The sequence below is a fragment of the Arthrobacter sp. SLBN-100 genome, assembly GCF_006715305.1.
In the GTDB taxonomy this organism is placed as follows: domain Bacteria; phylum Actinomycetota; class Actinomycetes; order Actinomycetales; family Micrococcaceae; genus Arthrobacter.
Genome location: NZ_VFMY01000001.1, coordinates 3806509 through 3821493, shown reverse-complemented (window position 1 = coordinate 3821493; position 14985 = coordinate 3806509). Strand labels below are relative to the sequence as shown.

Genomic DNA, 14985 nt, shown 5'->3' with positions numbered 1-14985 from the left:
GTCAGTTCTCAATCGAGAGGATCGGCATTGCCTGCGTATGGGGGGACGAAGGATTGGACGCGGCCGAGCGGACCCGCAGCCAGAAGAAATCGTGGCTGCCCAAGGTCAGCGTCAGCGTCCCGTCCTCGTTGATGCCAGGAAATGGCTGGCCGCCGAACACATCCCGAAGGCCGCGCCCGGCATAATCGGGAATGCGCAGCCTGGCGGCCACTGGATGCTGCGAAAGGTTGAAGGCACACAGGACTGTTTCCCCGTCCACCCCCGCGAAGTTGCCGTCCGGCAGCTCCCGAAGGTAGGCCAGCACGGCGTCGTGGTCGGCCTCGACGTGCTTGAAGGCACCGAGGCCGAACGCGGGATGGTTCTTGCGAACGCTCAGGATCTGCCGGGTCCACCGCAGCAGCGAACCTGAGTGTGCCGCCTCTGCCTCCACGTTCGCCATGGCGTAGTTGTACACCAGGGACTGGATGGGAGGCAGGTAAAGCTTGCCGGGATCCGCGTGGGAGAAGCCGGCGTTGCGGTCCGGGTTCCACTGCATGGGGGTGCGGACGGCGTCCCGGTCCTCAAGCCAGATGTTGTCCCCCATGCCGATTTCGTCCCCGTAGTACAGGAACGGGCTGCCCGGCAGTGAGAGGAGCAGGGCGTTGATCAGTTCGATCTCGGCCCGGGAGTTGTCCAGCAGGGGTGCCAGCCGGCGCCGGATGCCGATGTTGGCGCGCATCCGCGGGTCCGGCGCATACCAGCCGAGCATGGCGGCCCGCTCGTCCGCGGTGACCATCTCAAGGGTCAGCTCGTCATGGTTCCGCAGGAAGGTCCCCCACTGGGCGCCCTCTGGAATATCAGGGGTGTCCATCATCGTCTCGATGATGGGCGCGGCCTTCTGGTCCCGGAGCGCGTAATACAGGCGCGGCATGATCGGGAAGTGGAAGGCCATGTGGCACTCGGGTTCCTCTTCCGTACCGAAGTACTCCACCACCTCATTGGGCGGCTGGTTGGCTTCGGCAATGATGACGCGCCCGGGGTAGCTCTCGTCCACCATTGTGCGGAGTCTGCGGAGGAATTCGTGGGTGGCGGGAAGGTTCTCGCAGTTCGTGCCCTCCTCCTCAAAGAGGTACGGGATGGCGTCCGCGCGGAACCCGTCGATGCCCTGGTCCAGCCAGAACCGCACCACGTCGAACAAGGCCTCGATGACCCTGGGGTTCTCGAAATTCAGGTCCGGCTGGTGGCTGAAAAAGCGGTGCCAGAAAAACTGCCGACGGATGGGGTCGAAGGTCCAGTTGGATTCCTCGGTGTCCACGAAGATGATCCGGGCGTCCTGGTACTTCTCGTCGGTGTCGCTCCAGACGTAGAAGTCCCCGAACGGGCCATCCGGGTCCTTCCGCGATTCCTGGAACCAGGGGTGCTGGTCCGAGGTGTGGTTCAGGGGCAGGTCGATGATGACCCGCACACCCCTGGCGTGGGCTTCGGCCACCAGCCGCTTGAAGTCGGTGATGGTGCCAAACTCGTCCAGCACGGAGTTGTAGTCGGAGATGTCGTAGCCGCCGTCGCGCAGCGGGGACTGGAAGAACGGGGGCAGCCAGAGGCAGTCCACGCCCAGCCACTGCAGGTAGTCAAGCCTGTCGATGAGGCCCGAGAAATCTCCCGAACCGTCACCGTTGGCATCCGCAAAAGCTCTGACGAGGACCTCGTAGAAAACGGCCTTCCGGTACCACAGAGGATCGTGCTGCAGGCCCGGCGCATTCAGTTCGAAGGTGCTCTTCGGCGTGAAATGCCGGCCCGAGCTTTGCGGATTAAAACTCACTGATGCGCTCTCCTCACACCCAGGATGTGCGCGGGCTCAATATGCGGGTCGAGGCGGACGTAGTTGAACTCGCCCCATTCCCAGCTTTCCCCGGAAATGAGGTCGTCCACATGGAAGCCGCCGTTCGCGGTGAGGTCATCCGGATCCAGTTCCAGGGCCGCGAGGTCCAGCGAGACGCTGCACTCCTTGGTGACGTGGGGATCGATGTTCACCACCACAATGATGGTGTCCTTGGATCCGTCGGGAAGCGTCTTGTGCTTGGAGTACACAACGGTGGAATCGTCAGTGCTGTAATGCACTGTCAGGTTCTGCAGGTCCTGCAGCGCAGGGTGCGAGTGCCGCAGTTCGTTCAGCCTGGTGATGTACGGGGCCAGGGTCCGCCCGGAGCGGGCCGCGGCATCCCAGTCACGGGCTTTGTACTCGAACTTTTCGTTGTCGATGTACTCCTCGGCTCCCGGCCGGGCGACGTGCTCGTACAGCTCGTAGCCGGCGTACACGCCCCACAGCGGGCTTGCCGTGGATGCCAGCACAGCCCTGATCTTGAAGGCCGTCGGGCCGCCGAACTGGAGGTATTCGGTCAGGATGTCCGGCGTGTTTACAAAGAAGTTGGGCCGGAAGAAGGCTGACGACTCGTGGCTGACTTCGGTGAAGTACTCCGTAATCTCCTTCTTGGTGTTGCGCCAGGTGAAGTAGGTGTAGGACTGCTGGAAGCCGGCGCGGCCCAGCGCGTGCATCATGGCGGGGCGGGTGAAGGCTTCAGCGAGGAAGACGACGCCCGGAACCTCTTTATTTACCTGTTCGATGAGCCATTCCCAGAACCACACCGGTTTGGTATGCGGGTTATCCACGCGGAATATCTTGACGCCGTGGCTGACCCACAGCAGGACAATGCGGAGAATTTCGTTTGAGAGGCCTTCCGGGTCATTATCGAAATTCAGCGGATAAATGTCCTGGTACTTCTTGGGCGGGTTTTCGGCATACGCAATGCTGCCGTCCACGCGGGTGGTGAACCATTCCGGGTTGGACTGGACCCAGGGGTGATCGGGTGCGGCCTGCAGCGCCAGGTCCAGGGCCACTTCCAGGCCGAGCTCGTTGGCCCGCGCCACAAAAGCGTCAAAGTCCTCGAACGTGCCAAGGTCCGGATGGATGGCGTCGTGGCCGCCTTCCTTTGCTCCGATGGCCCACGGCGAGCCGGGATCGTTGGGCCCGGCGATCAGGGTGTTGTTGGGACCTTTGCGGTGCTGGATCCCGATGGGGTGGATGGGCGGCATGTACAGGACGTCGAAGCCCATGGCTGCCACAGCGTCGAGCCGCTTCGCCGCGGTGCGGAAGTTGCCGGAGGTCCACGTCCCCGTTTCGTGGTCGCGGACGGCGCCTTCGGAGCGGGGGAAGAACTCGTACCATGCGCCCCGCCCGGCGAGGTCGCGCTCCACCAGCAGCGGGAACTGCTCGGAGACGGTCACCAGTTCTCGGATGGGCTCGCGTCCCACGATGTCCGCCACCCCTTGGCTGAACCCGGCCGCGAGGCGCTCCTCCGGGCTGAGCGACCGGTCCGCCAGCCTCTCGGCGACCCAGTGCAATGTTGCCCTGTCCGCCTCGCTGCGGGAGCCGTCGTCGGACGCTTCACCCAAGAGCGCGGCACCCTCGGCGAGCATCAACTCCACGTCGATTCCGGCGGCCACCTTCACCTCGGCGTTGTGGTGCCAGGTGCCGTAGCGGTCGTGCCAGGCTTCGATGACGAAGGACCAGTTGCCAACATCCGACGGCGTGAGGATGCCTTCCCAGCGGTCCGTTCCCATGCCGCGTTCCCCACGCGGTGGTGCGAGCCTCACGCGCTGGCGCTCGGTGCCTTCCGGATCCAGGAGCACGGCACTGACCCCAAGCTGGTCATGCCCTTCCCGGAAGGCCGTGGCCCCAACGACTATTCCCTCACCGGGCAGGGCCTTGGCGGGGAATTTTCCTCCATCCACCACCGGCTGCACAGCAGTGATGGGAAAACGTCCAAACCGCAGGCCGTCAGTGATGCGGCCCTTCGGCTTATTGTCTAATGCGGCACTGGTTCCTGAGTTAGTCGTCACAGCCTCGACGTTAGCGAGAAATGGCGAAGATTGCTAAGCCTGCTCACTAATTTTGTTGCGGTTGGCGTCATTTGCTGAACGCCAACGTCATTTACCCAAAAGAGACGCAAAGCTGGTTCCGGCTGCGCATGTTGTCGGTTAGTGTGACGCAGGTGAAGGCAATCCGCAGATTTACTGTCCGTACAGTCCTCCCTGAGCCGATCCGCCCGCTGGCCCGGCTGGCCAGCAATTTGCGCTGGTCCTGGCACCGCCCCACCCGGGATCTCTTTGCCGGGCTGAACCCCCGGCTTTGGACCGAAAGCGGCGAGGATCCGGTCGGCTTCCTGGGCCTCGTAAGCCGCGAAGAGCTGCAGCAGCTTGCCGCGAACCAGTCCGTGGTGGAACGCGTCCGTGCCGCCGAGGAGGACCTTGACCGGTACCTTGAGGAGCCGCGCTGGTACCAGGGCCTGGGGCCGGACGCACCGGCCTCGATTGCCTACTTCTCCCCCGAGTTCGGCATCACCGAAGTCCTTCCGCAGTACTCCGGCGGCCTGGGCATCCTGGCCGGGGACCACCTGAAGGCGGCCTCCGACCTGGGCGTGCCCCTGATCGGCGTGGGCCTGCTGTACCAGGCCGGATACTTCAAGCAGTCCCTCTCCCGGGACGCCTGGCAGCAGGAAACCTATCCTGTCCTGGATCCGGACGGATTGCCGCTCACCCTGCTCCGCGAGCCTTCCCCGGACGGCAACGGCCGGCCCCTGCAGGTCTCGTTGCCCCTTCCCAACAACCGCCGGCTCCTGGCTCACATCTGGCGTGCCGACGTCGGGCGTGTCCCGCTGCTGCTCCTGGACTCCAACGTCCCGGGAAATGACGAAGCGGCCCGCAGCATCACCGACCGCCTGTACGGCGGCGGCGGGGACCACCGGCTGCAGCAGGAGCTGCTGCTGGGCATGGGCGGGGTCAAGGCACTGCGCGCCTTCCAAAAGCTCACCGGGACGGTAGCCCCGGAGGTGTTCCACACCAACGAGGGCCACGCCGGTTTCCTGGGCATCGAACGCATCCAGGAACTGATGGCCGGGGACGAGGCGCTCACCTTTGATGAGGCGCTGGCTGCCGGCCGCGCGTCCACCGTCTTCACCACCCACACGCCAGTACCCGCGGGCATCGACCGGTTTGAGATCGCCCAGATCCACCATTTCTTCCAAGCTGGACTGGCACCGGCGGTCCCCGTGGACCGGATCCTGGAGCTGGGCCGGGAGAACTACGCCGACGGCAACGCGTCAGTGTTCAACATGGCCGTGATGGGCCTCCGGCTGGCGCAGCGGGCAAACGGCGTGGCGAAGTTGCACGGTGAAGTGTCCCGCGGCATGTTCTCGGCCCTGTGGCCCGGGTTCGACCACTCCGAGGTGCCCATCACGTCCGTGACCAACGGCGTACACGTCCCCACCTGGGTGGACAGCCGGATTTCCAGGCTCGCCCGGGACCAGTTCGGCAGTGAAGCGGAAGCCCACGGACGCTGGGACCTCGCCTACAACGTCAGCGACGCCGACGTCTGGGCGCTGCGCCGCGAGATGCGCGCCGCCTTGGTGGACGATGTCCGCAAGCGGCTGCGCGCCGCATGGAAGAAGCGCGGCGCCGCCGACGCCGAATTGGGCTGGACGGATAACGTCCTGGACCCGGACGTGCTCACCATCGGGTTCGCCCGCCGTGTTCCCACGTACAAGCGGCTCACCCTGATGCTGCGCGAGCCCAAACGGCTCAAGGCACTGCTCCTGCACAAGGAACACCCCATCCAGCTGGTCATCGCCGGCAAGTCCCACCCCGCCGACGATGCGGGCAAGAAGATGATCCAGGACCTGGTCCGCTTCACGGATGATCCTGAGGTCCGCCACCGCATCGCCTTCCTGCCGAACTACGACATCGCGATGGCACGCACCCTGTTCCCGGGCTGCGACGTGTGGCTGAACAACCCGCTTCGGCCGCTTGAGGCCTGCGGAACGTCCGGCATGAAGGCTGCCCTGAACGGCTCGCTGAACCTTTCCGTCCTGGACGGCTGGTGGGATGAGATGTACGACGGCGAGAACGGCTGGGCGATCCCCACCGCCAATAACGGCGCATCGCCGGAGGAACGCGACGACATCGAGGCCGCTGCCCTGTATGAGCTCCTTGAGAACCAGGTTGCCCCGCGCTTCTACGGCAACACGGTGTCCGAAGACGCCGGCGCCGCGGGTCCGTCCACGACGTCGGGCCCCGAGAAGGTGCCCACGCACTGGGTGTCAATGATCAAGCACACGCTCTCGCACCTTGGGCCGCAGGTTTCGGCCGAGCGCATGCTGCGCGACTATGTGAACACCCTCTACCGCCCGGCGGCGGAGGCGGGCCGGAGCGCCGGCGCGAATTCGTACTCGCAGGCCCGCAACCTCGCAGCCTGGACGGCAAAGGTCCGCTCCGCCTGGCCGCACGTGCATGTGGAGCACGTTGACTCGGTGGGTGTTTCCGAAGACCCGCAGATCGGCGACACGCTCCAGGTCAACGCCTACGTGGCCCTGCACAGCCTCACTCCCAAGGACGTGAGCGTGGAAGTAGCCTACGGCCGGGCCGAGGAAAGCGACACGCTGGCAGAGATCACCGTGATGGAACTCAAGGTTCAGGAAGACCTGGGCAGCGGCCGGCACCTGTTCAGCGGCTCCCTGGTGATCGACCGGTCCGGGTCCTTCGGCTACACCGTGCGGGTACTGCCGCGGCATGACGCGCTGGCGAACAAGGCTGAACTGGGACTGATCGTCAACGCGTAAGAGCTAAGCCAGGCTCCGCACAGGGCTGAAGCAGCAGGAGGAACCCATGAACGACCGCACCGTGGCAGACCTGGTTGTGGACCGGCTGGAAACATGGGGCGTCAGCCGTGTCTTCGGCTACAGCGGGGACGGGATCAACGGGTTCATGGGTGCCCTCCGCCGGGCGGAAGGCCGCGTGGAATTCGTGCAGGCCCGGCACGAGGAAACCGCGGCCTTTATGGCGGTGGGCCATGCGAAGTACACCGGTGGGGTGGGAGTAGTCACCTCCACCCAGGGACCGGGCGCCGTCCACCTGCTGAACGGCCTCTACGACGCAAAGCTCGACGGCGTGCCCGTGGTGGCAATCGTGGGGCAGCAAAGCCGCACGGTGCTGGGCTCGGCCTACATGCAGGAAATCGAGCTCACCGTTTTGTTCAAGGACGTTGCAGCCCAGTTCGTGCAGCAGGTCAACGCCCCGGAGCAGTTGCCCATGGTCCTTGACCGCGCTTTTCGGACCGCGAAGGCCACCTCGTCCCCGTGCGTGGTGATCCTGCCGCATGACATCCAGTCCGCGCCCGAGCCGGAACTGGAACAGGAACACGGGGTGGTAATCACCGCCCCTTCCTGGAGCACATCAGCCAAGACCCCGCGCAGCGAGGACCTGGACGCCGCCGCCGCGATCCTGAGCGGGTCGGGGAAAGTTGCACTTCTCGTCGGGCAGGGTGCCCGGCACGCGCAGGCCGAAGTGGTGGCGATTGCGGAACAGCTTGGTGCCGGGATTGCGACCAGTCTCTTGGGCAAGCCGTACGTGGACGAGACCCTGCCGTTCGCCGTGGGCACGATGGGACATTTGGGCACCACGGCAAGCGCGCACCTGCTGGGCAACTGCGATGCCCTGCTGATCGTGGGATCGAACGACCCCTGGACGGAGTTTTATCCCCCGCCCGGCGCCGCCCGCGCAGTGCAGATCGACATCGATGAGCGGAAGATCGGCAACCGCTACCCCGTTGAAGTGGGACTGGCCGGTGACGCGGCAGCTGCACTCCAGGCGCTCAGCTCCAGGCTGACGGCACGTCCCCCCGGCCAGTGGCGGGACGACGTCCAACAGGAAGTGGTCCGCTGGCGCGCCCTGGCGGAGGAACGTGCCGCCGTACCGGCCAGTCCGGTGAACCCGGAGCGGGTGGTGCGGGAACTGAATGGCAGGCTGCCGGCCAATGCCCTGGTGAGCATCGACGTCGGCAGTTGCGTCTACTGGTATGCCCGCCAACTGGTGCTTCCGCCGGGCGTTCCGGCCCATCTGTCCGGCACGCTGGCCAGCATGGGCTGCTCCATCCCGTACGGCATCGCCGCCAAGCTTGCGCACCCGGACCGGCCGCTGGTGGCACTGGCCGGGGACGGCGCCATGCAGATGGCGGGGATTGCCGAACTGGTGACGGTGGCCCACCGCTGGCGGCAGTGGCAGGACCCCCGGTTCGTCGTCTGCGTCTTCAACAACCGGGAACTTAGCGAAGTCACGTGGGAGCAGCGCGAGTCCGAGGGCGAACCGCGGTTCCGGGACAGCCAGGAGCTCCCGGACTTTCCGTTCGCGGGCTACGCCGAACTGCTGGGCTTTACGGGCATCCGGGTTGAAGATCCTGAGCTTCTTGCGGATGCCTGGGAGCGCGCCTTCGCGGCAGACCGGCCGGTGGTGATTGACGTCCTGACTGACCCCGAGGTCCCCCTGCTGCCACCTTTCCCGGGGGGCAAGGAGAAGGCGGAAAGCATGCGCAAGGTCCTCGGGGAAGAGGACGACGGCGGCCGGGCGCTGGACCTGCTGGCAACCTATACCGGCCAGGAGGAACGCGGCTAGAGCAGGACCGCGGTGACGGCCAGGTCCTTGCCGGCGTAGCGCTCGGCGTCCTGGAGGATCTCGCAGATGATCCCGAAGGACCGGTCGCCGCGGAATGGCCCGGCCACCTGCCAGAGCACCGTGACCGGGGGGGTGCCGTTGTCCGTGATGCTGTCCGCAAAATCATGCAGGGAATCATTCAGCGCATCCAGGTTGACCCCGTAGTGTTCCGGAAAGTTGAGGACCTCGCCGAAGGTTTCCAGGACGGCCTTCCTGCTGTCGGCCGCCGGGACCAGCAAGCTGCGGCGTCCGGCGTCGACCACCTGTTCCTGCAGCTCTTCCAAGGTCCAGGTCTCAGCGGAGTAGATCTTCATGGTTGTGCCAGGGCTTTCCGGTTGCGCATGGTGTTGTTCCCCGCCGGATTACGTGCGGTAAATGTTCATGGAGTTGGCCTCGACGAGGTCCTTCTCCCCCGATGAAACCCTGATCCCCTGCCGGAGCTCGTGCAGCGGTGAGGTGGTCAGCCGCAGCTCGAACATCCGGTGCGGAGCGCCTCCCACAATGATCCGGGGCAGGGTGACCTGCACGTCGGAGGTACTGCCGTTTACCACCACCAGGCCGGCCAGGGTGCCGTCATCGGAGCCGAGCAGGAGCTGCATAACGCGGTGGTGCGGATCGTTCCAGCGTTCCATGGACATGGGGTGGCCGTTGTGGTCGAACCAGTAGAGGTAGGACTGTTCGTCCTGCACCGGGAAATCGTTGGGCTGTGCGGCCAGGAACTCCTTGCGCAGGCGGATGTACCGCTTGGTGCTCCGGAGCATCTCGTGCGATTCCGGCGTCCTGGTCCAGTCGAGCCAAGCGATGGCGTTGTCCTGGCAATATACGTTGTTGTTGCCCTGCTGGGTCCGCGCCAGTTCGTCTCCGGCCATGATCATGGGCACGCCCAGGGAAACCATCAGCGAGGCCATCAGGTTCCGGCGGGACTGCGCACGCTTGGCGAGGACCAGGCCGTCCTCAGTGGGGCCCTCAAAACCGTGGTTGTAGCTGCGGTTGTCGCCGTGCCCGTCCCGGTTCTGCTCGCCGTTGGCCTCGTTGTGCTTCCGGTCATAGGAGACCAGATCGTTCATCGTGAAGCCGTCGTGGGAGGTGATGTAGTTCAGCGAGGCCAGCCGCGAGCGGCCGGAGGCGGCAAAGAGGGCCGCGGAACCGGACAGCACGTCCGCGAGCCTGGACACAGAACCGCCCTGGCCGCCGGACTCCAGGGCGGCCCGGTCGGCCAGCCAGAAGGAGCGCACGGCATCCCGGAAGTGGTCGTTCCAATCCACCCAGCCCGCCGGGAACCGCCCGGTCTGCCAGCCGCCGGGGCCCACATCCCAGGGTTCGGCAATGAGCTTCACATCGGCCAGGACGGGATCCGCCGCGATATCCACCAGGAACGGGTGCTTGGGATCGAACTCATTAGCGGCATTCCGGCAGAGCGTCACCGCCAGGTCAAACCGGAAGCCGTCGATGTGGAACTCATCCACCCAGTACCGCAAGGAGTCCAGGGCCAACTGGACCACCCGGGGCTGGGAAAAGTCCAGGCTGTTGCCGCAGCCAGTAGTGTCCACGTACCTGCCGTGCCCGTCGGTGCGGTAGTACTTTTCCTCCCCCAGGCCGCGGAAGCTGATCGTCTGGCCATTGGCGCCGCCCTCTGCTGTGTGGTTGTAGACCACATCGAGGATGACTTCCAGCCCGGCGGCATGCAGCGCCTTGACCATGCCCTTGAACTCATCCTGGACAGCCTGGGGGCCGGCTTCCTGCGCAGCTTTGGTGGCATAGCCGGGGTGCGGGGCGAAAAAGGCGACGGTGTTGTAACCCCAGTAATTGGTCAGGCCCAAGTCCTGCAGGTGCGGTTCATCCAGGTGGAAGTGCACGGGCAGCAGCTGGACGGACGTGACGCCCAGGCTCTTGAGGTGCTCCAGGATGGCAGGGTGCGCCAGCCCGGCGTACGTGCCGCGGAGTTCCTCGGGCACATCGGGGTGGAGCATGCTCTGCCCGCGGACGTGGGCCTCATAAATGATGGTGTCCCGCCACGGCAGCTTCAGCCGCGCGTCCGGTCCCCAGTCGAAGTCGCCAGCCATCCGCACGCTCGTCAGGAGACCGTCGGACTGGTCCACGGCGTGGCCGTAGGGGTCCAACAGCAGCGGTTGCCCGCCGTCGTCGTCGATCCCGCCTGCGGGCACGGCCAACGGCAGGGACTGCCCGGCAGCTGCTTCTCGGAAGCCATACCGCGAACCATACGGCAGGTTGTCCACGATCCCGTGATGGACGCCCTGGCTCACGTTGGGCAGTGCCTGGACACGCCAGTCGCCGCCGGGGGCCTTGTAGACAATTTCCAGGTTCCGGACACCCGGGGCGTAACAGGCCACGTTGGCCCGCGCCGGGCGCCCCCTTCCGATGCCGGATAAACCTGCCCGGGCCACGTCCGGGCGCGCGACACTGACACCGAGTGGAAGCGCCGTAGAGGCGTCCGTGGTGGAAGCAGCGGTGTCGAAGAGCGGCATGGCCATCACCTAAATAGTAGCCGCCACGGAACCGGCTACTTTGCCGCGCGCTGGCGGGACACTTCGTACAGTGAGATGCCCACGGCCATGGAGGCGTTGAGGGATTCCATTGCCGAGTCGATGGGAATCGACACGATCTGGTCGCAGTTTTCGCGGACGAGGCGGCTGAGGCCCTTGCCTTCCGAGCCCACCACAATACACACCGGTTCGGTGGCGAGGGTCAGGTCGGGAAGTGACACGTCGCCGTCACCGTCCAGGCCCAGGACAAAGATGCCCATGTTCTTGAACTGCTTCAGTGCGCTGTTGAGGTTGGAGGCGCGGGCCACGGGAACACGCACGGCCGCCCCGGCGCTGGTCTTCCAGGCGGAGGCGGTGACGCCAACCGAGCGGCGTTCGGGGACGATCACGCCGTGGCCGCTGAAAGCGGAAACGGAGCGGATGATAGCGCCCAGGTTGCGGGGGTCCGTGATGCCGTCGAGGGCGACGAAGAGCGGCGCGTTGGCGATGTGGCCCTTCTTCCACTTCGCCACGGTGTCCTCGGCGAGCTCGTAGGCGTCCTGGTATTCATAGGGCGGGATCTGGAGCACCAGGCCCTGGTGGACGGCGTCGTCCGTCATCCGGTCCAGCTCGGGCTTGCCGGTCTCCATCAGGGGGATCCCGCGCTCGGCGGCAATCTTCAGGGATTCCTTGACGCGGTCGTCCATTTCGATGCGGATGGCAACGTGCAGGGCTTTGGCGGGAATGCCTGCCCGGAGCGCTTCGACCACGGAGTTCCGGCCGGTGACCACTTCTTCTGTGGCACGTCCTTTGGGACCGGACTTGGCCGCGCCGGCGCTGCGTGCCCCCGTGTTGCGCTTGGCCGCGGAGCGCTCGGAGAGCTGCTTGGCCTTGTGTGCCTTGTGGTACGGACGGTCCTCCGCCTTGGGCGTGGGTCCCTTGCCTTCCAGGGCCTTGCGGCCATGGCCACCGGTTCCGATGGTTGGGCCCTTCTTCGCTTTAACCGACCGGCGACCATTGTTGGCCATTGTGTTCCACCCTTGATTGTGCTGACTGAGTCTGCCTACCAGTCTACTGACCGAAGAAAAATCGGCGTGAGTGGTCGTGGACGTACCCGGGCGGGGTTGCGGCTCAGTCGCGCTTAAGGCTCCAGGTTGCCCCGTCCGGGCCGTCCTCCACCACGACGCCGGCTGCCGCCAGGGTGTTCCGAATGGCATCGGATGCGGCCCAGTTCTTTTCGGCGCGCGCCGCAGCGCGGGCTTCCAGCTGCGCCTGCACGAGGACGTCCAAAGCGGCTGCTTCCTTGCTGTTGCCTGCATCCGTTCCGGCCACGTCGTTGAGTCCGAGGACCCCGGTCATGATCATCACAGCATCCAAGGCGTGCCGGGCTGAGGCATCGTCGCCTTCGGCGAGGGCGGTGTTCCCGGCACGGACGGTCTCGTGAAGTGCCGCGAGTGCGCGGGGAACATTAAGGTCGTCGTCCATCGCCTCGGAAAATGTGCGGACTGCCTCATCAGATGTACCGAAGGTGGCCGCGGCGGGACTGCCCTCGGCCCGGTCCGCGCCATCGCCGGACCGGGCGGCGGCTTTCGCGATAAAACCGTCAATGCGTTCGACGGCGGCTGCGGCTTCCTGAAGAGAGGTGGGGCGGTAATCCAGGACTGAGCGGTAGTGCGCCTGGCCGAGGTAGTAGCGGACCACGCGGGGTGGGGCCAGTTCCAGCATCTCGGCAGGGCTGACGGTGTTTCCGATGGACTTGGACATCTTTTCGCCCTCATAGGTGACCATGCCGTTGTGCATCCAGAAGTTGGCGAACGAGTGGCCTGCCGCCTGGGACTGGGCCAGCTCGTTTTCATGGTGCGGGAACCGCAGGTCCAGGCCGCCGCCGTGGATATCAAACTCGGTGCCCAGGTATTTGGTGACCATGGCGGAGCACTCAAGGTGCCAGCCGGGCCGGCCCGCTCCCCAAGGGGAGGCCCAGCTCGCCGTCGGCGGTTCTCCGGCTTTGGAACCCTTCCACAGGGCGAAGTCGCGGGGGTCCTTCTTACCCCGCGGGTCTGCGTCCGGCGCCGCCTGCATGTCATCGATGTTCTGCCGTGTGAGGGAGCCGTATTTGCTCCAGGAACGGACATCAAAGTACACGTCCCCGGACTCGTCCAGGGCCGGGTAGGCGTGGCCGCGCTCGATCAGTTGCTGGATGAGCGCGTGCATCTCCGGGATATGGCCGGTGGCGCGGGGTTCATACGTGGGCCGGGAGACGCCCAGGGCGTCATAGGCCTTCAGGAATTCCTGCTCGTAGCGGTAAGCGAGGGCCCACCATTCTTCCCCTGCAACTTCGCCGGGTTCCGGGCTGAAGTCCGGCGCGAACGATGCTTCGGACTTCGCCAGGATCTTGTCGTCGATGTCGGTGACGTTCCGGACCACAGTGACCCGAAGGCCCCGGTATTGGAGCCAGCGGGTGAGCTGGTCGAATGCAATGGCGGAGCGGATGTGGCCAACGTGGGGCATGCCCTGCACCGTGGCCCCGCAGTAATAGAGGCTGGCCTTGCCCTCGACGAGGGGGACGAAGTTCCGGACTTCGGCGGAGGCAGTGTCATAGAAGCGCAGGGTCACCGCTCCAGATTAGCCGATGGCGCCGGACTGCCTTGGATACACCAGCGCGGTGGCTACTGCGCTGATGCCTTCCCCGCGGCCGGCGAACCCCAGGCCGTCGCTGGTGGTTGCCGTAACGCTGACGGGCGCGCCCGCGGCCTCGCTGAGAACACGTTGCGATTCCTCCCGCCGGGGGCCGAACTTGGGCCGGTTGGCCACGAACTGAACTGCGACATTGCCGATTTCAAAGCCGGCGGCCCTCACGATCCGGGCCGCTTCCGCAAGCAGCGTGACTCCGGACGCGCCGGCGAATTCGGGGCGGCTGGTGCCAAAATGGGTGCCGAGGTCGCCGATGCCGGCTGCCGAAAAAAGGGCGTCCGCAGCCGCGTGGGCCACCGGGTCGCCGTCGGAATGTCCGGCGAGGCCGCGCTCCCCCTCCCAGTAGAGGCCGCCAAGCCAGAGCGGGCGGGGTGCGTCCCCCGCCGCGTAAGCATGGACGTCGAGGCCGATTCCGGTGCGCGGAAGAATCGTTGTGATGTCCACTGCTAGCCCTCCACCCAACGGGCGCCCAGGGGCCCTTCCAGCAGCCCCTCGGCGAGGATCAGGTCCAGCGGGGTGGTGATCTTCAGTGACTGGCTGGAGCCCCGGACGGCGTGGACGGGCGTACCCAGCATTTCCACGAGCATGGCGTCATCGGTCACAGCGGCGGACTCCTGCCGGTCCAAGGTGCGGGCAGCCTCGTGTGCCTTCAGGAGGGTGCCGAGCTGGAAACCCTGGGGCGTTTGCACGGCGCGCAGTTCCTCCCGCGGCGCGGTGCCGGTCACAATCTCCGGCGCCAATGCGCTGTCCTCCCCGGTGGTGGCAGCCACGGTTTTGACGGTATCCACAACGGCGACGGCGGGAATCACGGCGGCCGCGCCGGCCGCCAGGGCGTCGGTCACCCGGTGGAAGACGGATTCGGGGGTCAGCGCGCGGGCGGCGTCGTGGACCAGTACAGCCTCGATGCCGTCCATCAGGGCAGCAAGGCCCGCCCGGACGGAATCGGCACGGGTGGCGCCGCCGTCGACAATTGAAAGGAGGGGGCCGCCGTCGGCCAGTTCCTCCCTGAAGTCCTCGCACAGCTGCCGCAGGGCCGTGTCCCCCACAGGCAGCGCAATGCACACCTGGCTGCTGACGCCGGACGCGACGATCCCGCGCAGGGCATGCATCAGGATAGTTTCGCCGCCCAAGGGCACGGCCGCCTTAGGCATGCCGTAGCCAAGCCGCTGCCCGGAGCCGGCGGCCACCAGGATCACGGCGGTGACAAGGCGGGTGGGAGTTTCACTCATGCCGACTAGCCTACGTCCCCGGAGCCTGCCCCGCCCGGACCGAAATCCGGGCAAAAAGAAGCCCC

10 protein-coding genes are annotated in these 14985 nt (G+C 65.9%); 2 read left to right on the top strand and 8 right to left on the bottom strand.

Annotation, left to right across the window (positions count from 1 at the left end; genetic code table 11):
- Nucleotide 1 precedes the first annotated feature (1 nt).
- Both treS and FBY31_RS17660 read right to left on the bottom strand, forming a co-directional pair.
- Nucleotides 2-1798 (bottom strand): maltose alpha-D-glucosyltransferase, encoded by a 1797-nt coding sequence (gene treS, locus FBY31_RS17665; RefSeq protein WP_142043693.1) that lies wholly within the window; start codon nucleotides 1796-1798, stop codon nucleotides 2-4.
- Nucleotides 1795-3876 carry an alpha-1,4-glucan--maltose-1-phosphate maltosyltransferase gene (locus tag FBY31_RS17660; protein WP_142043691.1) on the bottom strand — a complete coding sequence of 694 codons (2082 nt, stop codon included), beginning with the start codon at nucleotides 3874-3876 and terminating at the stop codon, nucleotides 1795-1797. The genes treS and FBY31_RS17660 overlap by 4 nt, the downstream gene beginning before the upstream one ends.
- Nucleotides 3877-4028: 152 nt before the next feature.
- On the opposite strand from FBY31_RS17660, the gene glgP reads away from it, so the two are divergent.
- Together glgP and FBY31_RS17650 are read left to right on the top strand one after the other, a co-directional pair.
- Nucleotides 4029-6650, top strand: a complete 2622-nt coding sequence (gene glgP, locus FBY31_RS17655; RefSeq protein WP_200833469.1) for an alpha-glucan family phosphorylase — start codon at nucleotides 4029-4031, stop codon at nucleotides 6648-6650.
- A gap of 46 nt (nucleotides 6651-6696) precedes the next feature.
- On the top strand, nucleotides 6697-8478 hold the full coding sequence (locus FBY31_RS17650) for a thiamine pyrophosphate-requiring protein (RefSeq protein ID WP_142043687.1): 1782 nt from the start codon (nucleotides 6697-6699) through the stop codon (nucleotides 8476-8478).
- On the opposite strand, the gene FBY31_RS17645 is transcribed toward FBY31_RS17650, so the two are convergent.
- From FBY31_RS17645 to ispD, 6 genes are all read right to left on the bottom strand, one after another.
- Nucleotides 8475-8831: a barstar family protein gene (locus FBY31_RS17645; RefSeq protein WP_142043685.1), complete on the bottom strand. Its 357-nt coding sequence runs from the start codon at nucleotides 8829-8831 to the stop codon at nucleotides 8475-8477. The two genes, FBY31_RS17650 and FBY31_RS17645, sit on opposite strands and share 4 nt — an antisense overlap.
- Nucleotides 8832-8879: 48 nt before the next feature.
- Nucleotides 8880-11009 (bottom strand): glycogen debranching protein GlgX, encoded by a 2130-nt coding sequence (gene glgX, locus FBY31_RS17640; protein WP_142043683.1) that lies wholly within the window; start codon nucleotides 11007-11009, stop codon nucleotides 8880-8882.
- A 29-nt stretch (nucleotides 11010-11038) separates the two neighbouring features.
- A complete protein-coding gene (gene rlmB, locus FBY31_RS17635; protein ID WP_142043681.1) occupies nucleotides 11039-12028 on the bottom strand; it encodes a 23S rRNA (guanosine(2251)-2'-O)-methyltransferase RlmB in 990 nt (329 codons plus the stop codon).
- 103 nt (nucleotides 12029-12131) lie between these two features.
- Nucleotides 12132-13613 (bottom strand): cysteine--tRNA ligase, encoded by a 1482-nt coding sequence (gene cysS / locus FBY31_RS17630; protein ID WP_142043679.1) that lies wholly within the window; start codon nucleotides 13611-13613, stop codon nucleotides 12132-12134.
- 9 nt (nucleotides 13614-13622) lie between these two features.
- Nucleotides 13623-14135, bottom strand: a complete 513-nt coding sequence (gene ispF / locus FBY31_RS17625; RefSeq protein WP_142043676.1) for a 2-C-methyl-D-erythritol 2,4-cyclodiphosphate synthase — start codon at nucleotides 14133-14135, stop codon at nucleotides 13623-13625.
- Between the two features lie 2 nt (nucleotides 14136-14137).
- On the bottom strand, nucleotides 14138-14920 hold the full coding sequence (gene ispD, locus FBY31_RS17620; protein WP_142043674.1) for a 2-C-methyl-D-erythritol 4-phosphate cytidylyltransferase: 783 nt from the start codon (nucleotides 14918-14920) through the stop codon (nucleotides 14138-14140).
- Nucleotides 14921-14985 lie beyond the last annotated feature (65 nt).